The organism is Streptomyces sp. NPDC002574 (genome assembly GCF_042889545.1).
Classification (GTDB): Bacteria; Actinomycetota; Actinomycetes; order Streptomycetales; family Streptomycetaceae; genus Actinacidiphila.
In genome coordinates, this window is the sequence record NZ_JBIARB010000006.1 from 184201 (window position 1) to 210262 (window position 26062).

The window sequence follows — 26062 nt, forward strand, 5'->3', positions numbered from 1 at the left end:
CTAGATGGCCATGCCTCTTCGTCAGTCCATCCGGGTCGGCACCTATCTCTTCGAACAGAAAATGCTCCGCAGGCGCGAGAAGTTCCCTCTCATCGTCGAACTGGAGCCGCTCTTCGCCTGCAACCTGAAATGCGAGGGCTGCGGGAAGATCCAGCACCCCGCCGGCGTGCTCAAGCAGCGCATGCCCGTCGCCCAGGCGGTCGGCGCCGTACTGGAATCCGGTGCGCCGATGGTCTCCATCGCCGGTGGAGAACCGTTGATGCACCCGCAGATCGACGAGATCGTGCGGCAGTTGGTGGCGAAGAAGAAGTACGTCTTCCTCTGCACCAACGCCATGATGCTGCGCAAGAAGCTGGAGAAGTTCACGCCGTCGCGGTATTTCGCGTTCGCCGTGCACATCGACGGCCTGCGTGAGCGGCACGACGAATCGGTCGCCAAGGAGGGCGTCTTCGACGAGGCCGTCGAGGCGATCAAGGAGGCCAAGCGGCGCGGTTTCCGGGTCACCACGAACTCGACCTTCTTCAACACCGACACCCCGCAGACCATCATCGAGGTGCTCAACTTCCTCAATGACGAGCTCCAGGTCGACGAGATGATGATCTCGCCGGCGTACGCCTACGAGAAGGCTCCCGACCAGGAGCACTTCCTCGGCGTGGAGCAGACCCGCGAGCTGTTCCGGAAGGCCTTCTCCGGCGGCAACCGGGCGCGGTGGCGGCTCAACCACAGTCCGCTCTTCCTGGACTTCCTGGAGGGGAAGGTCGACTTCCCCTGCACGGCGTGGGCCATCCCCAACTACTCGCTCTTCGGCTGGCAGCGCCCCTGCTACCTGATGAGCGACGGGTACGTGACCACGTACAAGGAGCTCATCGAGGACACCGACTGGAGCAAGTACGGCCGCGGCAAGGACCCGCGCTGCGCCAACTGCATGGCGCACTGCGGCTACGAGCCGACCGCCGTCCTGGCCACGATGACCTCCCTGAAGGAGTCCATCAGGGCGAGCCGCGAGACTGTCGCCGGAAACCGCGGGAAGTGACGTCGCGATGACAGCAGTCGAGCGTGTGTCGCTCGGCCTGCCCTCCGTACCGGCCCGACCGCTCGCGGAGCGCCGCCGTTCGCGGCGCATCCAGGTCGGGCCGGTGGCGGTGGGCGGCGACGCGCCGGTCTCCGTCCAGTCGATGACGACGACACTGACCGCCGACGTCAACGCGACGCTGCAGCAGATCGCCGAACTGACGGCGGCCGGTTGCCAGATCGTGCGGGTCGCCTGCCCCTCGCAGGACGACGCGGACGCGCTGCCGCAGATCGCGAGGAAGTCGCAGATCCCGGTGATCGCGGACATCCACTTCCAGCCGAAGTACGTGTTCGCGGCGATCGACGCGGGCTGTGCGGCGGTGCGGGTGAACCCGGGCAACATCCGGCAGTTCGACGACAAGGTGAAGGAGATCGCCAAGGCGGCCTCCGACGCCGGTACCCCGATCCGGATCGGCGTGAACGCCGGTTCCCTGGACAAGCGCCTGCTGGAGAAGTACGGCAAGGCCACGCCCGAGGCGCTGGTGGAGTCGGCGCTGTGGGAGTGCTCGCTGTTCGAGGAGCACGGCTTCCGTGACATCAAGATCTCGGTGAAGCACAACGACCCGGTCGTGATGGTCAACGCCTACCGGTTGCTGGCGCAGCAGTGCGACTATCCGCTGCACCTGGGGGTCACCGAGGCGGGTCCGGCGTTCCAGGGCACGATCAAGTCGGCGGTGGCGTTCGGCGCGCTGCTGAGCGAGGGCATCGGGGACACGATCCGGGTGTCGCTGTCGGCTCCTCCGGCGGAGGAGGTCAAGGTCGGTATCCAGATCCTGGAGTCGCTGAACCTGCGGCAGCGGCGGCTGGAGATCGTGTCGTGCCCGTCGTGCGGGCGGGCGCAGGTGGATGTGTACAAGCTGGCCGATGAGGTGACGGCGGGTCTGGAGGGCATGGAGGTCCCGCTGCGGGTCGCGGTGATGGGCTGTGTCGTCAACGGCCCGGGTGAGGCGCGTGAGGCGGACCTGGGGGTGGCCTCGGGCAACGGCAAGGGGCAGATCTTCGTGAAGGGCGAGGTCATCAAGACCGTGCCGGAGTCGAAGATCGTGGAGACCCTCATCGAGGAGGCCATGAAGCTCGCCGAGCAGATGGAGGCCGACGGGGTCCCGTCAGGGGAGCCGCAGATCAGTGTGAGTTGAGCGAACCATCCCCGGAGGGGAGCGAGGTGGGAAAGTGTCGCTGCTCGAAAACATCCGTGGTCCGCGCGATCTGAAGGTCCTCCCGCAGGAGCGGCTGGACGAACTCGCCGTGGAGATCCGTGACTTCCTGGTGCAGGCGGTCGCCAGAACCGGTGGTCACCTGGGGCCCAATCTCGGCGTGGTCGAGCTGACGATCGCGCTGCACCGGGTCTTCGACTCGCCGGCCGACCGGATCCTGTGGGACACGGGTCATCAGTCCTATGTGCACAAGATCCTGACGGGACGTCAGGATTTCTCCAAGCTGCGCGGCAAGGGGGGGCTCTCCGGCTATCCGTCGCGCGCCGAGTCCGAGCACGACGTCATCGAGAACAGCCACGCCTCCACGGTGCTGGGCTGGGCGGACGGCCTCGCCAAGGCCAACCAGGTGCTGGGCCGCCAGGACCACGTCGTGGCCGTCATCGGTGACGGCGCGCTGACCGGCGGCATGGCGTGGGAGGCGCTGAACAACATCGCCGCCGCGAAGGACCGCCCGCTCATCGTCGTCGTCAACGACAACGAGCGCTCCTACGCGCCGACCATCGGCGGCCTGGCCAACCACCTGGCCGCACTGCGCACCACCGACGGCTACGAACGCTTCCTCGCCTGGGGCAAGCAGGTGCTCAACCAGACCCCGGTCGTCGGCAAGCCGCTCTACGAGTCCCTGCACGGCGCCAAGAAGGGCTTCAAGGACGCCTTCGCGCCGCAGGGCATGTTCGAGGACCTGGGCCTGAAGTACGTCGGTCCCATCGACGGCCACGACGTCGCGGCGGTGGAGTCCGCACTGCGCCGGGCCCGGCGCTTCAGCGGGCCGGTCCTGGTGCACTGCCTCACCGAGAAGGGCCGCGGGTACGCCTTCGCCGAGCGCGACGAGGCCGACCGCTTCCACGCGGTGGGCGCCATGGACCCGTTGACCTGCGAGCCGCTGACCCCGTCGAGCGGTCCGAAGTGGACCTCGGTCTTCGGTGACGAGATGCTGAAGATCGGCGCCGAGCGGCAGGACGTCGTGGCGATCACCGCGGCGATGCTGCAGCCGGTGGGTCTGGAGAAGTTCGCCAAGGCATTCCCGCGCCGCGTGTACGACGTGGGCATCGCCGAGCAGCACGCCGCGGTGTCGGCCGCGGGTCTGGCCACCGGTGGCCTGCACCCGGTCGTCGCGGTCTACGCGACGTTCCTCAACCGGGCCTTCGACCAAGTGCTGATGGACGTGGCGCTGCACAGGTGCGGGGTCACCTTCGTCCTGGACCGGGCCGGTGTGACGGGCGACGACGGTGCCTCGCACAACGGCATGTGGGACATGTCGATCCTCCAGGTCGTGCCCGGCCTGCGGATCGCCGCCCCGCGCGACGCCGACCAGTTGCGCGCCCAGTTGCGCGAGGCGGTCGACGTGGACGACGCGCCGACCGTCGTCCGCTTCCCGAAGGAGACGGTCGGAGAGCCGCTGCCGGCCATCGACCGGGTCGGCGGCATGGACGTCCTGCACCGCGGCGAGCGGCCCGACGTCCTCATGGTCTCCGTCGGCGCGCTGGGGCACGTCTGCCTCGCCGCGGCCGCCCTGCTGCGCGAGCGGGGCATCGGCGTCACCGTCGTCGACCCCCGCTGGGTCAAGCCGCTGGACGCGGCCCTGCCAGGGCTGGCGGCCGGGCACCGCATGGTGGCCGTCGTCGAGGACAACGGCCGTGCGGGGGGCGTCGGTTCGGCGGTGGCCCAGGCCCTTCGGGACGCCGACGCGGATGTGCCGGTGCGTGACTTCGGCATCCCGCAGCAGTTCCTCGCCCACGCCAAGCGCGGTGAACTGCTGGCCGACATCGGGCTCACGCCGGCGGAGATCGCGGGCCGCATCGGCGCGACCCTCGCCCGTATCGGGGCGCACACGGAGCAACGGACCGAGGAGTACACGAGCGATGACACCGCCCGATCCTGAGCCGAAGGGCTTCGACCTGGCGACGCTGCTGGCCGAGCGGGGCGCTGAGCGCTACGACCTGCACGGCCGCTACCTCAACCACCAACTGCCGCGGATGCTGCACACCATCGGCTTCGACAAGGTCTACGAGCGGGCGGAGGGCGCGTACTTCTGGGACGACGAGGGCCAGGACTACCTGGACATGCTCGCCGGGTTCGGGGTGATGGGCCTCGGCCGTCACCACCCCGTCGTCCGCAAGGCCCTGCACGACGTCCTGGACGCCGGGCTGGCCGACCTCACGCGCTTCGACTGCCAGCCGCTGCCCGGACTGCTCGCCGAGAAGCTGCTGTCGTACACCCCCCACCTGGACCGGGTGTTCTTCGGCAACAGCGGCACGGAGGCGGTGGAGACCGCCCTGAAGTTCGCCCGCTTCGTCACCGGCAGGCCGCGGGTGCTCTACTGCGACCACGCCTTCCACGGGCTGACGACGGGCTCCCTGTCCGTCAACGGCGAGGGCGGCTTCCGCGACGGCTTCGCCCCGCTGCTGCCGGACACTGCGGTGCCGCTGGGCGACCTCGCCGCTCTGGAGCGCGAGCTGGCCCGCGGGGACGTCGCGGCGCTGATCGTCGAGCCCATCCAGGGCAAGGGCGTCCACGCGGCGCCCCCGGGCTACCTGCGGGCCGCGCAGGACCTGCTGCACCGCCACAAGGCCCTGCTGATCGCTGACGAGGTGCAGACCGGCCTCGGCCGCACCGGCGACTTCTTCGCCTATCAGCACGAGGAGGGCGTGGAGCCGGACCTGGTGTGCGTCAGCAAGGCGCTCTCCGGCGGCTACGTGCCGGTCGGTGCCACCCTCGGCAAGGACTGGATCTTCAAGAAGGTCTACTCCTCGATGGACCGGGTGCTGGTGCACTCCGCCAGCTTCGGCGCCAACGCGCAGGCGATGGTGGCGGGCCTGGCCACACTGTCCGTGATGGAGGACGAGCAGATCGTGGCCAACGCCCGGGTCAGCGGCGACCTGCTGCGCACGCGGCTGGCCGCCCTGGTGGACCGCTACGAGCTGCTGCACGAGGTCCGCGGCCGCGGCCTGATGATCGGCATCGAGTTCGGCCGCCCGAAGTCGCTCGGCCTGCGCAGCCGCTGGACGATGCTCCAGGCGGCCCGCAAGGGGCTGTTCGCGCAGATGGTGGTGGTGCCGCTGCTGCAGCGGCACCGCATCCTCACCCAGGTCTCCGGCGACCACCTGGAGGTGATCAAGCTGATCCCGCCGCTGATCATCGGTGAGGAGGAGGTGGACCGCTTCGTGACCGCCTTCACCGCCGTGATGGACGACGCACACGGTGGCGGTGGCCTGATGTGGGAGTTCGGCAGGACACTGGTGAAGCAGGCGGTCGCCAACCGCTGACCGTCCGCCCGGCTTCTTTTGCCCCGGAGGCAAGTTTTTTGCCTCCGGGGCGAAGTGTGTCTATACCTGGAGCATGACCTCGACACCGGGGCAGGACGAGCCCCTGCCGGATGTCGCCCCCCAGCTGCGGGATCTGCGCCGCAGCGGCGGCCTGACCCTCGAAGCGGCCGCAGCCCGTGCGGGGCTGTCGCCCGCGCACCTGTCGCGGCTGGAGACCGGGCAGCGGCAGCCGTCACTGCCCATGCTGCTCGCCCTCGCCCGGACCTACGGCACCACGGTGTCCGAGCTGCTCGGCGAGACCGCCCCGGAGCGCGACCCCGTCGTGCGCGCCGCGACCGTGGAGCCCGCGGACGCCGGCGGCTGGACGTACTGGCAGACCGGCAACCCGGGACGGGCGATGCAGGCCCTGCGCCTGCACGTCCCCCCGGGACCCCAGGACGGGCTGGTGCGGGTGCACCCCGGCGAGGAGTGGCTGTACGTGCTGAAGGGGGAGCTGCGGCTCACCCTCGGCGAGGCCGTGGAGAGGCTCGCACCCGGCGACAGCGCGCACTTCGACTCCATGACCCCGCACCGCATCGCGGCCGCCTCGCCCGGCGGCGTCGACCTGCTGTTCGTCCACACGCTGCTGCGCAGCCCCGTCGCGGACCTCTGCCTGGGCAACGGCCGGGCACCGCGACCCCATGGCGCCTGACGACCCTATGAGAGGACTCCCTGTGTCCGCCAAGATCTCCGGCTCCGAAAAGGCCCCGATGGGCTTCAAGGTCCGTGCCTTCATCTACCTGGTGGGGGTGCACATCATCGCCGCGTTCTTCTTCCTGATCTTCCACCTGGCCGGGGCCAAGTAGGCCCCGGGCGGGCGGCTCAGGCGGGTCCGGCGTCCTCCAGCAGCAGCGCGCGCAGCCGCTCGCGGCGCTCCGGAGCGAGGCCGAGCCCGTCCTCCAGGTAGCGGTCGACCGACCCCCAGTGCTCCTCGATGGTGTCGAAGGCGGCCTCGAGGTACTCCTGGCGGGCGTCGAAGAGCGGGCTCAGCAGCTCCATGACCTCCGGGGTCCCGGCCGGCTCGGCGTGCTCGCCGCGCTGGACGCGGTAGCGGCGGTGCGCCTCGTTGCTCTTGAGGTAGTCCGCCACGATCGCGTCCCGCTCGACGCCGAGGGCCAGCAGGATCACGGCGATCGAGGTGCCCGCGCGGTCCTTGCCCGCGGCGCAGTGCAGCAGCGCGGGCACGGACTCCTCCTCGGCCAGCAGCTCCAGCATGCGGCCGTGCTCTGCGGTGCGGTCCAGCACGATGCGGTGGTAGGCCTCGACCATGCGGTCGGCGGCCCGGCCGTCGCCGAGGGTGTCGCGCAGCGCTTCGATGCCGCCCTCGCGGACGGTGGTCCAGAACTCGGCGCCGTGGGCGGGGTCGCTCAGCGGCATGTTCACGTTGCGCACGCCGGGCAGGTCGACGTCGGGACCCTCCAGCTTGATGTCGGAGGAGTTCCGGAAGTCGAAGATCGTGTGCAGCCCGAGGGAGGCCAGGAAGGCGGCGTCCTGCTCGGTGGTGTGCGCCAGGTGCCCGCTGCGGAAGAGCCGTCCGTGCCGCACCCGGCGGCCGTCGGTCGTCGGGAGTCCGCCGACGTCACGGAAGTTGCGCACACCGGTCAGCTCGGGCTCCGACGAGGCGGTCTGCGGCGTCTGCTGGGTCACCGGCGCTCCTTTGCTCACAGGCCGGGCGGTGCTGGTCACCGGCGACCGGACACTGCTGACCCTACGACACACCGGATCCCTTGCCGTACCGCTCGGTATGTGATGTCCGGGGTGCGGCCACCGGCCGCGGGGGAGGGCTCGCGGGCCGTCCGGCACGACGCCCCGGGGCCCCGCCGTATTCCGCCCGCGGCGGAATTGGCCAGGTGGGATGAATCACCCCGTGTCAGGCCCTGGTTACGGTGGCGTAGGCCATTTGAAGGGGTGAATCATCTGCTGACGTGGCAGACGATTCGACAAGAAACAACAGCGGCGCGATCGGGTCGTACACAGCCGTCGGGGACAGCTTCACGGAAGGTGTGGGCGACCCCGGACCGGACGGACACTTCATCGGCTGGGCCGACCGGCTCGCCGTCCTCCTCTCCGATCGACGCCCCGAGCACGACTTCCGGTACGCGAACCTGGCGGTGCGCGGCCGGCTCCTCGACCAGATTGTCGACGAGCAGGTGCCCCGGGCCATCGAACTCCATCCGGACCTGGTGACCTTCTGCGCGGGCGGCAACGACATCCTCCGCCCGGGCAGCGACCCCGACGACGTCGCCGAGCGCTACGAGGCCGCGGTCGCCCGCCTCAGGGCCTCCGTGGGCACCGTCGTGCTCTGCACGGGCTTCGACACCCGCGGCATCCCCGTCCTGCGCCACCTGCGCGGCAAGATCGCCACGTACACCGCCCACGTACGGGCCATCGCCGACCGCCACGACTGCCCCGTGCTGGACCTGTGGTCGCTGCGCTCGGTGCAGGACCGCCGGGCCTGGGACGCCGACCGGCTGCACCTGTCGCCGGAGGGCCACACCCGGGTGGCGCTGCGCGCCGGGCAGTTGCTGGGACTGGACGTACCGGCCGACCCGGACCAGCCCTGGCCGCCGGAGCCCTTCCGCGCGCCCGCGGAGATCCGCAGGGACAACATCCAGTGGGCGCGCGAGTACCTCGTGCCGTGGATCGGGCGGCGGCTGCGCGGTGAGTCCTCGGGCGACCATGTGGAGCCCAAGCGCCCCGACCTGCTGCCGCTGTAGCCCCACCGCCGGCACCGGCCGGCCGGTGCGCTCACACAGTGGTGGCGCCGGCGACGAGTTCGGCCCAGACGACACGGCCCAGGCCGTCCTCCGAGGGCCGGACTCCCCACACCTGCGACAGCGCGCCCACCAGCAGCAGCCCGCGGCCGCCCTCCTCGTCGACGCCCGCCGCACGCGGCCGGGGCGCGGTCGGTGCGCGCCCCTGGTCGGTGACTTCGAGACGCAACCGCTCGCCGTCGAACCACAGCGCGCAGGCGATGTGCTCGCTGCCCGTGTGTCGAACGGCGTTGGTGAAGAGCTCGGAGACGATCATCTCGGCGTCGTCGCGCAGACCCTCGTCCGCCTCCCACTCCCGCAGCCGTGCCCGCACGCGATGGCGTGCCGCGGCGACCGAGGACCCGTGGGCGGGCAAACGGAACAGATCGTGACAGCGACGGGCGTCGAGGTCGCCACGGCGCTCTAACCGCAGAGCGTCTGGTGAGGAGGCCACGCCGCTACTATGCGGTTTCGTTCGAACTGTTGGCAAGGTGCGATCTGTAATTTGCAGAACGGCCCTCGCGCACTGTTCGTTTCCGATGACGGCATGACACACTGCTTTCGGTCGAGGGGAGTTGGGGAAGTGGTCGTGACGGACGCGAGGACGGCCGGTGCTCCCACCGTCCTGCGGGTCGTGCTCGGGAAGCGGTTGCAGGACCTCCGCGAGAAGGCCGGGCTCACCTTCGAGGACGCCGGCCGGGCGCTGGACGTCACCCATGCCACCATCCGGCGCATGGAGAAGGCCGAGGTCGGCCTGAAGATCCCCTACGTCGAGAAGTTGCTGCACACCTACGGGGTCGTCGACCCGGCCGAGGTCGAGGCGTTCGTCGCCCTCGCCCGCGAGGCCAACCGCCCCGGCTGGTGGCACCGCTACCGCGACGTGCTGCCCGACTGGTTCAGCGCCTTCGTCAGCATCGAGGGCGAGGCGAGCGTCATCCGCGCCTACGAGCCGCACTACATCCCCGGACTGCTGCAGACCGAGGACTACGCGCGCGAGGTGCTGCGCGCGGGCCGCCCGCGGGCCTCCGCGGAGGAGGTCGAACGGGTGGTGGCGGTGCGCCTGGAGCGGCAGGCACTGCTGACCCGCCAGAACGCGCCGTTGGTGTGGATCGTCATCGACGAGACGGTGCTGCGAAGACCCATCGGCGGCCCGGAACTGATGCGCGCCCAGATCACCCGGCTCATCGAGAGCTGCTCGCTGCCCCAGGTGCGGTTGCAGATCATGCGGTTCTCCGACGGCCCCCACCCCGCCATGTACGGGCCGTTCCACATCTTCCGGTTCCAGACCGACGAACTGCCGGACGTCGTCTACTCCGAGAACCTGGTCGGCTCCGTCTACTTCGACGACCGCGATGACGTCTCGGCCTTCCTCGAGGCGCTGGACCGGATGTGCGCCCAGGCCGCCCCGGCCCAGCGGACCGAGGAGATCCTCCGTGACATCCTCCGGGAGACATGACGTGCCGCCGGACCACGACCGCCGGTCCGGGAGCCGGCGTCCGGAAACCACCTGCCCCACGGGCACCTGCCGGGGGATGATGTCATGCACACGGAGCGCCGGAGCGAGCCGGACGGTCCCGCACCACCCGGCTCGGCCGCACACGTCGCGACGCACCCCACCGCACCCCACCGCACCGACCTGGATCCACCCGGACCAGAGGATTCCGAACGGAGCACGGCGTTGACCGACAAGGGCTTCTCCGCGGACGAGATCGACACCAGCAGGCCGCACCCTGCCCGGATGTACGACTACTACCTCGGAGGCAAGGACAACTACGAGGCCGACCGCGAAGCCGCCGAGATGGTCATCCGCATGACCCCGGACGCGCGCCCCAGCGCCCGCGCCAACCGGGACTTCATGCGGCGCGCCGTGCGCCACGCCGCCGGGCAGGGCATCCGGCAGTTCATCGACATCGGCACCGGTATCCCCACCTCGCCCAACACCCACGAGGTCGCCCGCGAGGTCGTGTCCGACGCGCGCGTCGCGTACGTCGACAACGACCCGATCGTGGCCGCCCACGCCGGCGCCCGGCTCACCAACACCGGCAACGCGGGCTTCTTCCTCGGCGACGTGCGCGACCCCGACTCCATCCTCGAGCACGCGACGCTGCGCGAACTCATCGACTTCGACGAGCCGGTGGCGCTGATGCTCGTCGCCCTCCTGCACTTCGTGCGCGACGAGGAGGACCCCGCGGGCATCGTGCGGACCCTCGGCAAGAACCTCCCGAGCGGCAGCCGGCTGATCCTGTCCCACGGGACCACCGACTTCCACCAGGACGTGGACGCCGACGCCCGCGAGGCGTACAAGAACGCCACCTCCACGCTCACGCTGCGCGGCAAGGCGCAGATCGAGCCCTTCTTCGAGGGGTTCCCGCTGGTCGAGCCGGGCCTCGTGCAGGTCCCCGCCTGGCGGCCGGACAGCCCGCTCCCCGAGACCGGGGAGCACACCCGGATCGCCTTCTGGGGCGGCGTCGGCCACAAGCCCTGACCGGTGCGCCCCGCGGGCCCGCCTTCAGGCGCCGAGCAGGCGCAGGGCGGGCCCGGGGCCCGCGTACGGGGGCGCGGCGGGTATCCGCTCCAGGATCCCGCCGGCGAATACGTCGTACAGCGGCAGGGTCTCCAGGTGGACGTAGCCGATGTGGCAGTCGCACACCGCCAGCGGGCAGGCGCGCGGCCCCAGCGCGGCCCGGTAGGAGCCGTCGTAGAGGTTGCCCAGCTCGGCCCTGACGAAGTGGCAGCGGCGCACCGTGCCCTCGCCGTCCACGGAGATCACCGACTCGCCCGTGCGGCAGGGCAGGCCGGCGCTGCGGTGCGGGTGGCGGCTGTAGGGGAAGAGCGGGTCGAGGGCGGTCCACTCGTCCGCCTGGACGTCGGTGTAGGTGTGGCCCTCGGCGGCGTTGACCCACAGGTAGACATGGCCCGGAAGGTCCGCGCGCAGCCGGCGGGCGGCCTCCAGGTGCTCCGGCAGACCGACGACGCCCACGCTGAAACGGGCGCCCCGCTCCGCCAGTTCGCGGGTCTTGCCGAGGAAGCGGTCGTAGGGCGTCTGCCCGGGGTGGAACGTGCACCACAGGGCGAGCGTGGACAGGTCGGCGGTGTCCAGCCAGTCGGTGCGGCAGCTCAGGTTGGTCTGGATCGCCACCCGCTCGATGTGGGGCAGCCTGCTCAGTTCCGCAAGGGTGCGCCGGTACCAGGAGCGCACCAGGCCCTCGCCCCACGGGGTGAACAGCAGCGACAGCCGGTCGCCGCGCTGCGCGGCCGCCCAGCCCGCGAAGCGTTCCAGCGCGGCCCGGTCGGCGGCGAGTTCGGCGCGGCTGTCCCGGCGCTTGGCGAAGGGGCAGTACGGGCAGTCGTAGTCGCACGAGGCGAGCGGGCCCCGGTAGAGCACCGTCAGATCCATGGCGGGCGCCCTCACTTCAGCTCGTAGCCGGCCATGCGGGCGCGCACGGCCGCGGAGAACAGCGCCGGGCCGAGCGCGTCGGAGTGCGCCAGGCCCTCGGGGGACAGGCGCAGCAGCCCGGGGCCGGCGGCGGTGTCCAGCCAGCCGCGCCCGGCGAAGCGCTCCAGTTCTGCGGGGAAGTCCTCGCCGGGCGTGGTGCCGAAGCGGGCGCGGTAGTCCGCCACGCGCAGGCCCTCGGCCTGGAGCAGCGACTGCAGGAGGTGGCGGCGCCGGCCCTCCTCGGCGTCCACCGCCCAGCCGAAGTCGGCGTCCTCGAAGTCCGCCTGGGGGCGGGCGGTGTAGTCGTCGACGATCCTGCGTATCTCCTGCATGCCGACGGCGTAGTCGAAGGAGTAGTGCAGCGCCGAGGTGTACGAACGGGCACCGCAGCCCAGGCCGACCATGCCGTCGGTCTGGCAGGCGTAGTCGCCTCCGCCGTCGGCCGGCGCACCGGACCTGCGGAACATGCGCATCGACACCTGCTCGTAGCCGTGCGCGAGGAGGTGGTCGCGGCCGTGGCGGTACAGGCGCAGCCGCTGCTGGTCCCACGCGCTGTCGTCCGGCGCTGTCCCGGACCCCGATCCCGTGCCCGCCTGCCGGCCGAGACCGGTCAACGGTCGGACGTACAGCGGGTAGAGGTACAGCTCCTCGGGGCGCCAGGCGAGGGCCGAGTCGAGGGAGCGCTGCCAGGACGCCTCGGTCTGGCCGTCGATGCCGTAGATCAGGTCGATGTTGAGGACGGGGATGCCGGCGTCCCGGACGCGGCCCAGGGCCGCCTCGACGTCCGCACGGCGCTGCGGGCGCACGGCGGCACGTGCCTCGGCGTCGTCGAAGCTCTGCACACCCAGGCTGAGCCGCGTCGTGCCGCGGGCCGCCAGCACGGAGAGCCGGTCCGCGGTCGCCGTGGCGGGCGAGGCCTCGACGGACAGCGGCACCGCCGTCAGGTCGGCGCCCAGTCCGTGCTCCGCCAGGTCGCACAGCCGCTCCAGCTCGGCGGCCTCCAGGAAGGTGGGAGTGCCGCCGCCGAGGGCCGCGTTGGCGAACCGCGCCTCCCCGCCGAGCGCCTCGCGCACGGCCCGCGCCTGGCGCTCCATGGCGTCCAGGTAGGCCGTGGTGAGGCCGTCCGGGGCGCCGATCCGGGTGAAGAGGTTGCAGAAGCCGCAGCGCACTTCGCAGAAGGGGATGTGGAAGTAGAGGGAGAGGGCGTCCTTGGGCTCGTCCGCCCACAGGTCGCGCAGCCGGGCACTGCCGCGGGGCAGCGGGCGGTAGGCCGTCTTGTGCGGGTACGCGTAGACATAGTGCTGGTACGGGCGGTCCGGGTCGGGCGCCGCCGGCGCCGCGGGTGCCGGGGAGAGGGTCACGTCGGTGCGGGTCATCGGGCCTCGTCGAGGAAGAAGTGGGCGTAGGGCACGGTCCAGACGACCTCGTGGCCGATGCGGTGGCCGGTGTGCCCGTCCTCCCCGTAGGCCGTGCCGTGGTCGGAGCAGACGACCGCGAAGCAGCGGCGGCGGCTCGCGGCGGCGGTGAACAGCCGCCCGATGTGCCGGTCCACGTACTCCAGCGCGGCCGCGTGCGAGGCGCGGGTGTCGCCCGATCCCCGGGTGGCGCCGGGCAGGTGGAACCAGTTGGGCTGGTGCAGCGCCGAGACGTTCACGAAGAGGAAGAGCCGCCGCTCGCGCGGGAGCCCGGCCACCACCTTCTCCGCGCAGGCCACCTGCGCCTCGAAGGAGGTGGGGGAGGGCACCCCGAACTCCGGTTCCCAGTGGCTCTCCTGGAACATCCCGGGCAGAACCGAGCCCAGTGGGCCCTGCTTGTTGAAGAAGCCGACCCCGCCGACGCACACCGTGCGGTACCCGGCCGCGGCCAGTCCGGACACCAGGTCGGGCGTGTCGTACACGAAGGTGCCGTCCGCGGTGCTCTCGCTGCCCGCGAACCGGGCGGCGAAGAGCCGAGGGTGCGGGCCCGGCACGGCGGGCGTGGGCAGGAAGCCCGCGAACATCGCCTGGTGCGAGGCGTAGGTGAAGCTGCCGGGCGCGTGCCGGCGCTCCCAGCGGCCGCCGGGCAGATGGCGCGCGAGGTGCGGGATGCGGCCGGCCGCCGCCAACTCCTGCGCCACGTCGTAGCGGAGGGTGTCGAGGGTGACCATCAGGATGTCGTGGCCGCCCACGACCTCGTTCATGTCAGGCGTCGGCTGTGCCGGCTGCGCTGGATCGGTTGTCACGGTCGTACTCCTTGCGTCGCGCGTGGTCGCGCTCCATCGCTGCCGGTACGGCGGCGACCTGCGCGGCGTAGGTGTCCATGCCCTCGGCTCCGCTGCCGGGCAGCCCCGTCAGCCGCGGCAGCAGGTCCCCGAAGGCGTTGACCTCGCCGACGGCGAAGCGACGCCAGCCCGTCGCGGGCAGGACGTCGACGCCCACGCACAGAGTGCCGGGGAAACAGGCGGCCGCACGTTCGGCGAGGTGCAGCGCGTCGTCCAGGACGCCGCCGGCCGCCCGGATGGCCGCGCGGGCCGCGCCGAGGTCGCCGCGGGCGCCGCCGAGGTGAAGGTTGGTCATCGGGTGCCGGCTCGTGCGGACGACGGCGTGCGTGGCGCGGCCCGCGACGACCACCACACGCAGGTCGGCCGCGCGGCCGCCGAGTGAGGCCTTGGGCAGCCACCGCTCGATGTGGAGGCCGTCCGGGGCCAGGGCGTCGACCAGGGCGGCCACCTGCGGTTCGGTCGTGTAGTGCCGTACCCGCAGGGAGTTGAACAGCCGTCCGTCCTGCGTGGTCTCCACCGAGGTGGTGGCACGGACCCGGCCGGGTCCGGCCACGGCGAGCGCCACGACGCCTGAGGCCGACGACCCGTGCGCGGCCTTGACGAAGGCCCGCGGGACACCGGCGTCCCGCAGTCCGTCCCGCAGGTCCGCCCAGCCGTCGACCGGGCGGCTCAGGGCGGGCGGCACCGGAACCCCGGCGGCGGCGAGCCGGGCGTGGCAGCGCCGCTTGTCGAACATCACGGCGACGTCCTCCGGGTCCGCGGACGGCACCGCGCCGGCCCGGCGCGCCGCGTCCGCGACCTCCCGCACCGCGGCGGTGAAGCGCCCGTACCACAGCGCCGAGCCCTCGACCCGGGCCGGATCGCCCGCGCCCCGCAGCAGGCGGTCCACGTCGGCGTTCTCGCCGGGGGAGTCGATCCGCACGAACTCGCCCGCCTCGAAGCCGTAGCCGCCGTCCAGCACCTGGCGCCACGGCAGCACCCGCGGCGCCGGGTGCCCGGCGGCGCGAACGGCGTCGGCGAAGAGCGTCGTGCGGCGGTTCTCGGGATTGCCGACGACGGCGAAGCGGACCGCGCTCCCGGCCGGCCCCTTTCGCGGGGGGTCACTCGGAGACGGCGACATAGCGCCACTCCTCGTCCCGCCAGCGGTGCGGCGTCTGGGGCTCGGAGAGGTCGACCTCGGTCCCGGTGGCGCCGAAGGCGCCGCGCAGGCGCTCGACCACGTCCTGGCTCAGATAGTGGTGGTGCAGGTCGAGCCGCTTGAGGTGGGTGAGGGGCTGGCCGTGCAGCAGTGCCTCGGCCCCGGCGTCGGTGAGGGTGCCCATGGACAGGCTCAGCGACTCCAGTTGCGCCACCACCGGGGCGGCGGCGACGGCGGCGGCGATCTCGTCCTGCAACTCGCTGTCCTGCAGGCCGAGGTGGCGCAGCGCCGGATGCCGCCCGCCCGCGAGCAGCGGTGCCAGGTCGGCGACGGTCGCGTCGCCGCCGTACTGGGACACCCCGAGCCACAGCTCCAGGCGCTCCAGGGCGGGGAGTTCACAGGCACCGACGGCCCGGACGACCTGCCCGGGCAGTCCGCCGGACTCGAAGCGCAGCACGCGCAGCGCCTCGTGCCGCACCGGGCGCAGCGTCAGGGGTTCGTCGCCCAGGCCCTGGGAGTCGCCGCCGCGCACGCCCAGCTCCTCGAGCAGCGGGAAGCGTTCCAGGACGGGCGTGACGTCGGTCAGCTGGAGCCAGGAGATCTCGCACTCCTCCCCGGTGACGTCGGCGAGGAAGAGGGCGCGCAGGGCGGGGAAGCGTGCCGCGTCCGCCAGGAGCAGTTCCAGTACCGGGCGCAGCTCGGTGTACTCGTCGTACCACCACGGGCCGATGACGAGGGCGCGCACCCGCTCGGTGTCGACGGCGCCCGTGAAGTCGCGCCACAGTTCGGCGAAGGGTGCCTCGTCGGTCGCGTGGCAGTCCAGCCGCCAGGCCACGTCGCCGGCCGCGGGCAGATCGGCCGCGTCGGCCCCGTGCAGCGTGTGCACGGGCAGCCCGTGCAGGGTTTCCAGGTGTTCGGCGAAGGTCATCGGTGCCTCACTCCGCGACGGCGGTGTAGCGGAAGACGGTGCCGTCCTCGTCCTCGTCCTCGTCACCGGGCTCGGACAGGTCGACCTCGACGCCCGAGGGCTCCAGCGCCGCGCGCACCCGCTCGGCCACCGGGTCGCTGACGAAGTTGTGGTGCAGGTCCAGCCAGCTCAGGTGGGTGAGCGGCTGACCGGCCAGCAGGGCGCCGACGCCCTCGTCGCTGAGCACCCCCAGCGACAGGTCCAGCGACTTGAGCTGCGCCACCACCGGGGCGGAGGCGACGGCGGCGGCGATCTCGTCCTGTATCTCGCTGTTGCGCAGGCCGAGGTGGCGCAGCGCGGGCAGCCGGCCCCCGGCGAGGACCGGGGCGAGGTCGGCGACCGTGGCGTCGCCGCCGTACTCGTCGACGCCCAGCCAGAGCTCCAGGTACTCCAGCGCGGGCAGTTCGCTCGCCGCGACCCCGCGGACCACCTCGCCGGGCAGGCCCCCGGCCTCGAAGCAGAGCGTGCGCAGGTGCTTGTGGCGGACCGCGGGGAAGCGCAGCCCGGAGCCGCCGCGGACGCCGAACTCCTCCAGCAGCGGGTACGCGTCGAGGACCGGGGTGACGTCGGACTGCTCGATCCAGGAGATCTCGGCCTCCTCCATCTCCAGGTCGCCGATGAACACGGCCTGCAGGCCGCTCAGCCGGTCCCGGGCGTCGACGAGCCGCCGCACGACGACGCCGGAGTCGTTGTCGTAGGGCTCGCCCCACGAGCCGATCACGAGGGCCCGCACCGACGCGGTGTCCACCGTGTCCAGGAAGCGGTCCCACAGGGCCTCGAACGCCTCCGAGGCACTGTTGCTGTAGGGGTCGACGGCCAGCCGCCAGGCCACGGCCCCGGCCTCCGGCAGCTCCCGGCGCGCGTCGGGACCGGGGAATTCGAAGGCCGGCAGGCCGTGCAGTTCCTGCAGGTGTTCGACGTGGGACATGTCGCGGGTCTCCTGACGTGGACGGGCCGGTGCGCTGCGCTCGCGAAGAGTTGTACCAAGCCCCGCCGACAGCGGTGCGCCCGGGCTGTGGACGGCGAAGCGCCGCGGGGTCGTTGTCGGACCCCCCGCGTAGCGTCGTGGACATCGGGTCGGCGAGGCGCGCCGACGGCGAAGGGAGACAGCCATGTACCGGCAGGGGGACGTCCTGATCGTGCCCGTCGCGGAGGCCGCCGTGCCACCGGGCACGGACCGGCTGCCGCGGCAGCCGCGGGACGGGCGGGGCAGGTTCGTGCTGGCGCTCGGCGAGGTCACCGGCCACGCCCACGCGGTCGTCGGGCCGGGCACGCTGGTCCGCGAGCCGGGGCCCTTCGGCGCGGCGTACCTGCATCTCCCCGACGGGGGGCGGGTGGTGCACGAGGAGCACGCCGCCATACCCCTTCCCAAGGGGTGGTACCGGGTGGTGCGGCAGCGCGAGTACGCGCCCGGCGCGGTGCGCGTCGTGGCGGACTGAGAAGGAACGGGGAGCCGGAGCGATGACGGAGACGGTGGCGGTGGCGGTGACGACGGACGCGGTGACCCCGATGGAGGCGGCCGCGAAGTGGCGCGAGGTCGCCGCGGCGACGGGCCCGGCCGACCGTGCGGCGGCCGAGGAGGGGGTGCGGCTGGCCTACCGGCTCGCGGGTCTGCCCGGGCCGGAGCGCATCGTGTGGGCGGGCTCGCCCCGCGAGGGAGCGGCTCTGGCGGCACACCTCACGCGGGAGGGCTCGGCGGGCGCCGGCGTCCGCGAGCGGGTGCGCACCCTGCCGTGGGCGGCGGCACGGCAGCGGGTCTCGGAGCGGATGGGGCCGGCCGGGTGGGCGGCGCACTGGGCCCTGACGGGGGCCCCGTTGTGGGACGGCACGGTGCTGCTCACCGAACGGATACGGACCGGGGTGACCGAGTCCGCCGCCGACGTGCCCGGCGGGGAGCCGGCGGTCCGTGCGGCCCTGCTCGACGCGGTCCTCGGCCAGCACGACGCGGCCTGGCTGGCGGCATTCGACGGCCAGGAGGGCACCGAGGAGCTGGCGGGGCTCGGTGCGGTGGCCCGTTCCGCGGGTTGGTGGTGGCCGTACGAGCGGGTCGCCGTCGTCGCCGAACGCCCCCTTGAATTGCACCGGGACGAGGCCGGCCGCCTCGACCGCGGCGACGGCCCCGCGCTCGCCTTCCCCGACGGCTTCGCCCTGCACGCCTGGCGCGGCATGCCGGTGCCGGCCGCCTTCCTCGACGGGCTCGCGGAGCTGACCCCCCGGCGGATACGCGAGGAGGAGAACGCCGAGCTGCGCCGGGTGATGCTGGAGTACTACGGCTACGACCGCTACTTGGAGGAGTCCGGTGCGCAGCCGGTGCAGCGCGACGCGGCCGGCGTGCTGTGGCGGATCGAGCTGGCGGGGGACGAACCGCTCGTGATGGTCGAGGTCGTCAACTCCACTCCGGAGCCGGACGGCACCCACCGCACGTACTGGCTGCGGGTGCCGCCGCGGACCCGGACCGCCCGGGAGGGCGTGGCCTGGACCTTCGGTCTGGAGGAGGCGGACTACGTGCCGGAACGGGAGACCTGAGCGTCCAGGGTCTCCACGTCGACGAGGGAGAGATTGCCCTCCGCGACGCAGGCGTGGGCGCCGGCGACCGCGCCGAGCCGGGCGCACTCGGCGAAGTCCAGCCCGCGGGCCCGTCCGTACAGGAAGCCGCAGACGAAGGCGTCGCCCGCCCCGTTGGAGTCCTTCACGGGGCCGGGCGGGGGCACCGTGGGAATGTGCCGGGGGGTGCGGCTGCCGTCGCGCACGAGGAGGTAGGCACCCCCGGCGCCCGCGGTGGCGACGACCGCCGCGGCGCGGCCGTCGCGCAGGATGCCGCGCATGACGTCCGCGATCCGCTCACCCGAGCCCGCGGCGCTGAGGAACACCAGGTCGGAGCGGCGGGCGAACTCCCGCTGGTGCTCGGCGAGTCCGTCCCAGTCGTGCAGGTCGGTGGAGACGGGCAGGCCCAGCTCCTCGATGTCGTCGTACAGGAAGCGGGTGAAGTGGGAGATCGACAGATGCACGTGCCGGGCGCGTCGCAGGTGCGGGAGGTAGAAGTCGCGGGGCATCCGCAGGTCCGCCGGGTCGCGGCCGTCGTAGAAGGACATCCGGCGGCCGGTGGCGTCCACCAGGTTCACCGCCCGGCGGGTGCCCGCCGGGGAGATCAGCGGCTCGAAGTCCACGTCTCCCTTGGTGAGGCGTTCGCGGACCAGGCCGCCGAGCCAGTCGTCGCCGACGAAGTCGAGGAACTTCACCGTCATTCCGAGCGCGCGGCAGCCGAGTGCCACGTTCCCGCCGGTCTGCCCCGGCCACTCCAGGATGGGCGGCACGCCGAGGGAGTCCGCGGGCGGCACGGGCAGGCTGTCGACCCGCACCACCGTGTCCACTCCCGAACCGCCCACGACGAGCATGTCGTACGGCGACTCATCCGTGGTCATGTCCACCTCCAATAGGCCACCCCGGGCGCCATGTTACGGCTGTGGCGGCCGTTCGGTCGTGCGCTCGGCGATACGTTCGGCCGCCCATTGGGCCCACTCCTCCTGCATACGGGTGAAGCGCAGTCCCCATTCCAGGGCGAGCCGGCCGTAGAAGGAGAGGTCGCCCTCGTCCCAGTCGATGGACCGCTCCAGGTCGGCGAGCCCCTGGTGGTGCTCGACCGCCGACGTGCCCTCGCGCTCCACGTACGCCTTGGCCTGCTCCGGGCTGACCTGGCTGAGGAAGAACACGCGCAGCAGTCCGTCGCTGCGGCGGACCCGCTGCGGTTCGACCTCGATGAGCCAGTGCAGCAGTTCCTCGCGGCCCGCGTCGGTGAGCGTGTACTCCTTGCGGCCGCGCGGCCCCTCGGCGGCGACGGCGACCAGCCCGGTGTCGGCGAGCCGGTTCAGCTCGGTGTACAGCTGGCTCTGGGTCGCGGGCCAGACGTTGGCCAGCGACGTCTGGAACGTCCCGAGCAGGTCGTACCCGCTGGCCGGGCGGTTGGCGAGCAGCCCGAGGACGGCATGGCGAAGGCTCATGCCGCGCATCCTAACATGTCACTGTTGACATGTTGTGAATGGATATTTCATTGTGGACATGTCGAATATGAAGCGTCGGATGACCGGCCGGTCTCTCGCGGTCCGGCCGCTCACGCTCCGGCCGTGCGCGGAGCGGCCGCCGGGCGGACCATCACCCGGCGGCCGGACCGCTCAGCGTGCCGCGGCGCCGGTGAGCAGCTCGGTCCACGCGGCACGCACCTTGTCCAGGCCGAAGGACTTCTGCAGCCAGCCGCGCGCGTGGCCGGCCTCGGCCTCCCAGCCGTCCTCGGCCAGGGTGTGGATCGCGTCCGCCATCGCCTCGGGGGAGTCGTGGATCCACCGGCGGTCGTAGATCGCGTCCGCACCCGGCCACGGCAGCAGCGCGGGGACGGCGCCGGAGGCCATGCCCTCGGCCGGTGCCAGGTGGAAGCTCTCGTCGTCGCTCGTGGACAGCACGAACCCGATGCGCCGCAGCCAACTGGCCACGTCCGCGCCGAAGCTGTCGAAGACCACCGCGTCCTCCAGCAGCGGCCCCGACTGCACCCGGCGCAGGATCGCGTCGTAGTGCGTGCGCTCCTCCGGCTTGTTCCAGATCCACCAGTAGTCCCACGGCATCTTGGACTTCACCGACAGCTGCCAGCGCGGGTCCCGGGCCCGCAGCGCCTCCAGCACGTCCAGCCCGAGGTCGAGCCGCTTGCGGGCGGGCGCGATGCCGATCATGCCCAGGCGGTAGCGGGCGTCGGCGGCCTTGGGGCGGTCCAGTTGGCGGTCGTCGACCCAGTTGGGGATCGTCACGATCTTGGCGTCCGGCCAGCCGGTGCGCTCGCGGGTCAGCGCGGTGTAGTGCGGGCTGACGCAGACGACCCGGTCGACGGCGTCGATGTCGACCTGGTCGGGGTAGCCCGCGTACAGCTCGAAGCGGTGCAGCCGCACCAGCAGGCGGGAGCCGCGCCGCTTGTGGCGGCTGTACCAGATGGCCGCGGGGCCGCACCACTCCACGACCACCACGTCGGCCCAGGCGGCGAGTTCGCGGCTGGCCGCCACATCGTGCTTCGCCAGCGCGGACCAGGCGTCGATGCGCACCTCGACGCCCGGCAGCGCCTGGAAGTGGTCGAGCAGCCGGGTGAAGAACTTCAGGTCGTGGCTGGCGACCACCACGCGCAGCGGCCGGGTGCGCTTCTCGAGCCCGTCCGGCGCCGCGGGGAAGGCCCGGTCGAGGTGACCGCGCAGCCGCTCGGCGGCCCGTTCCAGCGAGAAGTGCGCCGCGGCCTCCTGGCAGCGCCGCGCCGCCGTCCGGTACGCCTCCTTGGAGCCGGCGGCGATGGCCACGGCCTCGGCCGCGTCGTCCAGGGTCCCGCGGCCGGGGACGAAGAGCGGGTAGTCGGCGCCGAGCAGGGCCTCGTGCGCGGGGGTGCGGTTGAGCACGACCGGCAGCCCCAGGGTGCCGAACTCCAGCACCTTCGTGGACAGTTCGAGGCTCGCGTCCAGATCCGGGTGGCGCCAGCCCAGTCCCACGTCGCAGCCCGCCGCGATCCGCATCGCCTCCTGGCGGGGCGTGCCACCGTGGTGCACCACACCCGTGGTGGTGGTGAGCGCGCGCTCCATGCGGTCGTGGAACTCCGGGTGCAGCGGGTCGTCGTGGATCTTGTCGCCGACCGTGTGCAGTTCGGCCCGTACGCCGCGCCCGGCGAGCGCGCGCGGCAGTTCCGTCATCTCCAGGGTGTTCCAGCGCGGCGCGAACTTGCCGGTGTAGACCATGCGCACGGGGTCACCCGCCGCCTCGTGCTCCGGCACGTCGAAGTCGGGCACCGGCACGCTCGGCGGGTAGAGCACGCACTTGCCGCAGGCCTCCGGCACCCACGCCTCGATGAAGCAGCGCAGTTCCTCGGTCTGGCACAGCAACTGCCGGGAGGCCTCGGCGATCCGGGCCAGGTCCTGGGCGGCCTCGCCGGTCATCTCCGCCGCCGACTGCGGAATGTCGGTCAGGTAGGCCCAGATCCTCCCGTCGAAGTCGCCGTCCGTCACGATCTGCGTGACCGCCCGCCGGCCGCGCAGCACCAGAAGGTCGCACGGCTCCTCCTCGTCCAGGGCGCGCAGCTTCCGCGAGGCCTGGACGGGGGAGAGCACGCGGTCCGTCCTCAGGACGGTGACGCCCGGCAGTTCGGCGAGCGGGTCGACCAGCCGCCCGGTGCGCACGGGCGCCTTGAGCACCAGCCGGGTCTCGCACCCGGCCAGCGACAGTGCCTGCACCATCGACTGCGCCCAGACCGCGGACCCGTCGATGAGATTGAGGTCCACGTCCCCGTAGACCATCGCGCGGATCGTGCGCGTCCCCGTCATCGTGCGTCCTCCCGGCGGATCGTGAACAGCCGTCCCGCGCCCTCCGGGGCACGCCACAGCGACTTGCGGACGAGGGCGGGCCTGAACCCGTTGACATGGGGCACAAAGCCCGCGCCGTCGGCGGTGTAGCCCACCGCGTCGGCGCCGGAGCACTCCTGGGCGCACATCAGGTCCAGGAGGTGGGCGGCCTCGCGCTCCTCGCCGAGGTCGGTCCAGTCCGACACCCAGGGCGTGCTCGGCCCGTCGCCGGTGGCCCGTACGGTGACGCCGCCCGCGGTGAGTTCCGCCAGCGCGGTGCCGGGAGCGGGAACGAGCACCTCGGCGGGCCGGTGCAGCTGCGCGAGCACCTGCCCGATGAGCCGGGAGATCTCCGCGCTGTCACGCGGGTCGGCGAGTACCGAGACCCGCCGGGCGTCCAGCGGGTCGGTGGCGCCGGCGATCCGGGCGAGTTGCGACAGCCGGACCCGGGTGGCCCGCGAGGCGAAGATCTCCCGCAGGTCGGTACGCGCCGTCGTCGCCGGGTCCAGCCGGGCCGGCTGCACCCCGGTGTCGCCGTCGAGGACGGCGTCCCAGGGGAAGCGGGACAACCCCGGAGCGGCCGACGCGGGGCCGTCCCGCCACAGGACCGTCGGGCGGCCCGCGGCGTGTGCGGTGGCCAGCAGTTCGGCGAGCCGCCGGTCCAGGTCGGGGGCGAGTCCGGTGCCGGTGTGGGCCCAGGGCCCGGGCCCCGTACAGGCGCTGAGTTGTACGACGAGCACGTCCGGGTCGGTGCGTTCGGCGACGATCGCCGCGTCGTGCGGCAGCGCGCGGTTGACGACCGCGTCGTGGGCGAAGTCGGCTGCCGTCGCCGCGTTGAGCACGCCGGCGACGACCAGGCGGTCCCGGGGCCCCGCGGAGAACGCGCGGTGCGCGAGGTGCAGCCGGTCCCCGTCGGCCGAGGCCACCTCGGCCAGGGCGGGGAAGGCCGAGCCGGCCGGACGGGCCCCGACCGGCCGGCCCCCCTTGCTGCGCCCGCGCCACATCCCGTACAACTCGCGCGGCAGCCGCGTCGAGCCGCGCAGCGGGGAGCGGGCGGCCGAGACGAGCACCTGGCCGACCCGCAGCGAGGTGGAGCCCTGCAGCATGGCGACCCGGGCCTCCAGCACGCCGACCCGGTCCCTGGCCTGGCGCAGCGCGGCGGCGATCTGGTCGCGTTCGCGGACCGCGGCGGCCGCCCGGTCCGCGCCGGTCTCGTCGCGCAGCGTCTCCAGGGCCCGGCTGTCCTGCTCGTGGCGCCGTTCCAGGTCCAGCAGCCGGTCGCGCTGGGCGCGGGAGACGAAGTCGGTGAGGACGTACTCGTCGGCGATCCGCAGCGCGGTGCCATCGCGGTCACCGCCGTCGTCGGGCACCGGGCGGCCGGCACTGTCGTGGAGCGGCAGCAGGTGCTCGGTGCACGTGAAGACGGCCCCGCCGTGCAGGTGGACGTAGCCCAGCCCGGCGGCGCGCAGCACCTGGCAGCGGTGGGCGACCAGCCCGTCCAGCAGCCGGTGGTAGGGCAACTCGGTCGTGGCGTGGCCGAAGACGACGAGCCCGCGCCCGCCGGGCCGCATCCGTCCCAGCGAGGCCGTGAACGCCGCCTCGTCCCCGTGCCGCGCCGGATCGGGTCCGTACGACAGCAGGAGCAGCCGCCCCTCGCCGACCGGTTCGGGGTCCCCCGGATCGGAGCGGGTGAGCCGGACGCCCTCGGGCAGGTGCAGGTACGGCTCGAGGGGAATGCCGCCGCCGGTCGCGTCGACGATCTCGGTCACGCCGTCCAGGTGCGGGTGGAGCAGATCGAGCAGGCGCATCAAGAGGTCCTCGTGAAGACGTGGAAGCCGACCCTGTTCTCGCGGAAACCGTACGGGGTGAAACCGGTGTGGCGCAGGCCGAGCGGTTCCACGACGGCACGGTACTCGGCCGTGGGCCGGTGCATGATGTAGTCGCCCCGGGGCGTCCGGCGCGGCGCGTCCTCGTCGGAGACGATCAGACGGCCGGTCAGCCGGACCAGGGAGGCGAGATTGACCAGGGACGACTCCCAGAGCGCGTCGTCCATGACGTGGAAGAGCACGTCGACGCTGAGTACCACGTCGTACAGCCACGGGCTGCGCCACGCGTCCAGCTCCGAGACCGCGTAGCGCGGACCGCCGCCGAGTTCGCGGGCCTGCCCGACGGCCTCGGGGCTGGCGTCGAAGGCGTCGACGCGGTGGCCGCAACGGGCCAGGGCGCGGGAGAACCATCCCTTGCCGCACCCGGCGTCGAGCACGAACAGCGGGTCGGTGCCGCTGCCCGCGTCACCGGTGTGGCGCAGCAGCTCGGCGAGGCGCACGGCGTAGAAGATCTCGTTGCCGGCGCGTTCCAGGCCGATGTGCCCGCTGGAGGCGAGATCGTCATGGCGCCGGTGGCGTTTCTCCCAGTAGTCCCGGGTCCTCTGCACCGACGGATCAGACATGGTGCTCCAGCCAGTCCGTCATGATGTGGGCGATGCGCTCGCCGGAACGGCCGTCCCACAGCGGCGGGCCCTCGGCGGCGGCCGAGCCGCCGTCCAGCGCCTTGAGCAGCGCGGGCACGAGGCTGCCGGGGTCCACCAGCCGGTTGGTGCCGTGAGTGACCGTCACCGGGCGCTCGGTGTTGGGGCGCAGCGTCAGGCACGGCACGCCGAGCACGGTCGACTCCTCCTGCACGCCGCCGGAGTCGGTGATCACGGCGGCGGCGCCGCGCAGCAGCCCCATGAACTCCAGGTAGCCCAGCGGTTCCACGATCCGCACGCCGGGTGCCCCGGCCAGGCCGGCCGACTCCAGGGCGGCGCGCCCGCGCGGGTGCAGCGGGATCACCAGCTCCAGGTGCTCGGCCGCGGCGCGCAGCGCGCGCACGGCGGCGCCGGCGGCGGCCGGGTCGTCGACGTTGGCCGGACGGTGCAGGGTCACCACGCCGTAGCGTTCGGGCAGTCCGTGCGCGGCCCGGGCGGCGACGGGGTCGAAGCGCGGCAGGTGGGCCATGAGGGTGTCGATCATCGGGTTGCCGACGAAGTGCACCCGTGACGGGTCCACACCCTCGTTGGCGAGATGCCCGACCGCCTCGGCACTGGTGACGAAGAGCAGGTCGGCGAGTTGGTCCGTCAGCCGGCGGTTGACCTCCTCCGGCATGGTCATGTCGAAGCTGCGAAGCCCCGACTCGACGTGGGCGACCGGCAGTCCCAGCTTGGCCGCGACCAGCGCCGCCGCGAGCGTGGAGTTGACGTCGCCGTAGACGGTGACGAGCGCGGGGGAGCGGGCGGACAGTTCGTCCTCCAGGGCGACCAGCAGCGCGGCGGTCTGCCGCGCGTGCGTGCCGGAGCCGACGCCGAGGTCGACATCCGGCTCGGGCAGGCCGAGTTCCCTGAAGAAGATGTCCGACATGCGCTCGTCGTAGTGCTGCCCGGTGTGCACCACGGACTGCGGCTGACCCGCTGCCCGTAGTGCGGCGACCACCGGGGCGGCCTTGACGAAGTTGGGCCTGGCGCCGACAACATGGACTACCGAGCCGAGCACGGTGCCTCCCGTGGCTGGAGGTGCTTAGGTGGGGA

The 26062-nt window shown here is 72.6% G+C and carries 25 protein-coding genes; 11 read left to right on the forward strand and 14 right to left on the reverse strand.

Annotation, left to right across the window (positions count from 1 at the left end):
* Window positions 1–4 precede the first annotated feature (4 nt).
* From hpnH to ACFYXS_RS16000, 6 genes are all read left to right on the forward strand, one after another.
* Window positions 5–1033, forward strand: a complete 1029-nt coding sequence (hpnH, locus tag ACFYXS_RS15975; RefSeq protein ID WP_389248295.1) for an adenosyl-hopene transferase HpnH — start codon at window positions 5–7, stop codon at window positions 1031–1033.
* A gap of 7 nt (window positions 1034–1040) precedes the next feature.
* Window positions 1041–2207 (forward strand): flavodoxin-dependent (E)-4-hydroxy-3-methylbut-2-enyl-diphosphate synthase, encoded by a 1167-nt coding sequence (gene ispG / locus ACFYXS_RS15980; protein WP_389248297.1) that lies wholly within the window; start codon window positions 1041–1043, stop codon window positions 2205–2207.
* A 34-nt stretch (window positions 2208–2241) separates the two neighbouring features.
* Window positions 2242–4167, forward strand: coding sequence for a 1-deoxy-D-xylulose-5-phosphate synthase (gene dxs / locus ACFYXS_RS15985; protein WP_389248299.1), 1926 nt, complete (start codon window positions 2242–2244; stop codon window positions 4165–4167).
* A complete protein-coding gene (locus ACFYXS_RS15990; protein WP_389248301.1) occupies window positions 4148–5551 on the forward strand; it encodes an aspartate aminotransferase family protein in 1404 nt (467 codons plus the stop codon). Before dxs ends, ACFYXS_RS15990 begins: the two co-directional genes overlap by 20 nt.
* A gap of 73 nt (window positions 5552–5624) precedes the next feature.
* A complete protein-coding gene (locus ACFYXS_RS15995) occupies window positions 5625–6242 on the forward strand; it encodes a helix-turn-helix domain-containing protein (protein WP_389248303.1) in 618 nt (205 codons plus the stop codon).
* Window positions 6243–6264: 22 nt separating this feature from the next.
* Entirely contained in the window at window positions 6265–6396 is a 132-nt protein-coding gene (locus ACFYXS_RS16000; RefSeq protein WP_389248305.1) for a DUF6126 family protein, read from the forward strand.
* Window positions 6397–6412: 16 nt separating this feature from the next.
* Here the strand turns inward: ACFYXS_RS16000 and ACFYXS_RS16005 are convergent, their stop codons facing one another.
* A complete protein-coding gene (locus ACFYXS_RS16005) occupies window positions 6413–7237 on the reverse strand; it encodes a tyrosine-protein phosphatase (RefSeq protein ID WP_389248307.1) in 825 nt (274 codons plus the stop codon).
* A gap of 278 nt (window positions 7238–7515) precedes the next feature.
* On the opposite strand from ACFYXS_RS16005, the gene ACFYXS_RS16010 reads away from it, so the two are divergent.
* Window positions 7516–8307, forward strand: coding sequence for an SGNH/GDSL hydrolase family protein (locus ACFYXS_RS16010; RefSeq protein WP_389248309.1), 792 nt, complete (start codon window positions 7516–7518; stop codon window positions 8305–8307).
* A 31-nt stretch (window positions 8308–8338) separates the two neighbouring features.
* Here ACFYXS_RS16010 and ACFYXS_RS16015 read toward each other — a convergent pair whose 3' ends face one another.
* Window positions 8339–8719, reverse strand: coding sequence for an ATP-binding protein (locus ACFYXS_RS16015; RefSeq protein ID WP_389248312.1), 381 nt, complete (start codon window positions 8717–8719; stop codon window positions 8339–8341).
* A 213-nt stretch (window positions 8720–8932) separates the two neighbouring features.
* On the opposite strand from ACFYXS_RS16015, the gene ACFYXS_RS16020 reads away from it, so the two are divergent.
* Both ACFYXS_RS16020 and ACFYXS_RS16025 read left to right on the forward strand, forming a co-directional pair.
* The gene (locus ACFYXS_RS16020) at window positions 8933–9799 is read left to right on the forward strand and encodes a helix-turn-helix domain-containing protein (RefSeq protein WP_389248314.1); all 867 of its coding nucleotides are present in this window, start codon (window positions 8933–8935) and stop codon (window positions 9797–9799) included.
* A 222-nt stretch (window positions 9800–10021) separates the two neighbouring features.
* Window positions 10022–10828 (forward strand): SAM-dependent methyltransferase, encoded by an 807-nt coding sequence (locus tag ACFYXS_RS16025; protein WP_389248316.1) that lies wholly within the window; start codon window positions 10022–10024, stop codon window positions 10826–10828.
* Between the two features lie 24 nt (window positions 10829–10852).
* Here the strand turns inward: ACFYXS_RS16025 and ACFYXS_RS16030 are convergent, their stop codons facing one another.
* Genes ACFYXS_RS16030 through ACFYXS_RS16055 form a run of 6 tightly spaced genes read right to left on the reverse strand, consistent with a single transcriptional unit; the run spans window position 10853 to window position 17072 of the window.
* Window positions 10853–11740, reverse strand: coding sequence for an STM4011 family radical SAM protein (locus tag ACFYXS_RS16030; protein WP_389248318.1), 888 nt, complete (start codon window positions 11738–11740; stop codon window positions 10853–10855).
* Between the two features lie 11 nt (window positions 11741–11751).
* Window positions 11752–13155: an STM4012 family radical SAM protein gene (locus ACFYXS_RS16035; protein ID WP_389248320.1), complete on the reverse strand. Its 1404-nt coding sequence runs from the start codon at window positions 13153–13155 to the stop codon at window positions 11752–11754.
* Window positions 13152–13958, reverse strand: a complete 807-nt coding sequence (locus ACFYXS_RS16040; RefSeq protein WP_389248870.1) for an STM4013/SEN3800 family hydrolase — start codon at window positions 13956–13958, stop codon at window positions 13152–13154. The genes ACFYXS_RS16035 and ACFYXS_RS16040 overlap by 4 nt, the downstream gene beginning before the upstream one ends.
* A gap of 1 nt (window position 13959) precedes the next feature.
* Complete coding sequence (locus ACFYXS_RS16045; RefSeq protein ID WP_389248322.1) at window positions 13960–15159, reverse strand: STM4014 family protein; 1200 nt, start codon at window positions 15157–15159, stop codon at window positions 13960–13962.
* Entirely contained in the window at window positions 15140–16105 is a 966-nt protein-coding gene (locus ACFYXS_RS16050; protein WP_389248324.1) for an STM4015 family protein, read from the reverse strand. Before ACFYXS_RS16050 ends, ACFYXS_RS16045 begins: the two co-directional genes overlap by 20 nt.
* A 7-nt stretch (window positions 16106–16112) precedes the next feature.
* Window positions 16113–17072: an STM4015 family protein gene (locus tag ACFYXS_RS16055; RefSeq protein ID WP_389248326.1), complete on the reverse strand. Its 960-nt coding sequence runs from the start codon at window positions 17070–17072 to the stop codon at window positions 16113–16115.
* A gap of 184 nt (window positions 17073–17256) precedes the next feature.
* Between ACFYXS_RS16055 and ACFYXS_RS16060 the strand changes: the two genes are divergently transcribed.
* Both ACFYXS_RS16060 and ACFYXS_RS16065 read left to right on the forward strand, forming a co-directional pair.
* Window positions 17257–17583 carry a hypothetical protein gene (locus ACFYXS_RS16060; protein WP_389248328.1) on the forward strand — a complete coding sequence of 109 codons (327 nt, stop codon included), beginning with the start codon at window positions 17257–17259 and terminating at the stop codon, window positions 17581–17583.
* 70 nt (window positions 17584–17653) lie between these two features.
* Complete coding sequence (locus ACFYXS_RS16065) at window positions 17654–18670, forward strand: DUF6745 domain-containing protein (protein WP_389248872.1); 1017 nt, start codon at window positions 17654–17656, stop codon at window positions 18668–18670.
* On the opposite strand, the gene ACFYXS_RS16070 is transcribed toward ACFYXS_RS16065, so the two are convergent.
* From ACFYXS_RS16070 to wecB, 6 genes are all read right to left on the reverse strand, one after another.
* Complete coding sequence (locus tag ACFYXS_RS16070) at window positions 18646–19566, reverse strand: carbohydrate kinase family protein (protein WP_389248330.1); 921 nt, start codon at window positions 19564–19566, stop codon at window positions 18646–18648. The genes ACFYXS_RS16065 and ACFYXS_RS16070 overlap by 25 nt on opposite strands.
* Before the next feature lie 33 nt (window positions 19567–19599).
* A complete protein-coding gene (locus tag ACFYXS_RS16075) occupies window positions 19600–20142 on the reverse strand; it encodes a PadR family transcriptional regulator (RefSeq protein WP_389248332.1) in 543 nt (180 codons plus the stop codon).
* Window positions 20143–20313: 171 nt separating this feature from the next.
* Window positions 20314–22482 (reverse strand): glycosyltransferase, encoded by a 2169-nt coding sequence (locus ACFYXS_RS16080; protein ID WP_389248334.1) that lies wholly within the window; start codon window positions 22480–22482, stop codon window positions 20314–20316.
* Window positions 22479–24308: a hypothetical protein gene (locus ACFYXS_RS16085; RefSeq protein ID WP_389248336.1), complete on the reverse strand. Its 1830-nt coding sequence runs from the start codon at window positions 24306–24308 to the stop codon at window positions 22479–22481. Before ACFYXS_RS16085 ends, ACFYXS_RS16080 begins: the two co-directional genes overlap by 4 nt.
* Entirely contained in the window at window positions 24308–24949 is a 642-nt protein-coding gene (locus ACFYXS_RS16090) for a class I SAM-dependent methyltransferase (protein ID WP_389248338.1), read from the reverse strand. Before ACFYXS_RS16090 ends, ACFYXS_RS16085 begins: the two co-directional genes overlap by 1 nt.
* Window positions 24942–26027, reverse strand: a complete 1086-nt coding sequence (gene wecB, locus ACFYXS_RS16095; RefSeq protein ID WP_389248340.1) for a non-hydrolyzing UDP-N-acetylglucosamine 2-epimerase — start codon at window positions 26025–26027, stop codon at window positions 24942–24944. Before wecB ends, ACFYXS_RS16090 begins: the two co-directional genes overlap by 8 nt.
* Window positions 26028–26062 lie beyond the last annotated feature (35 nt).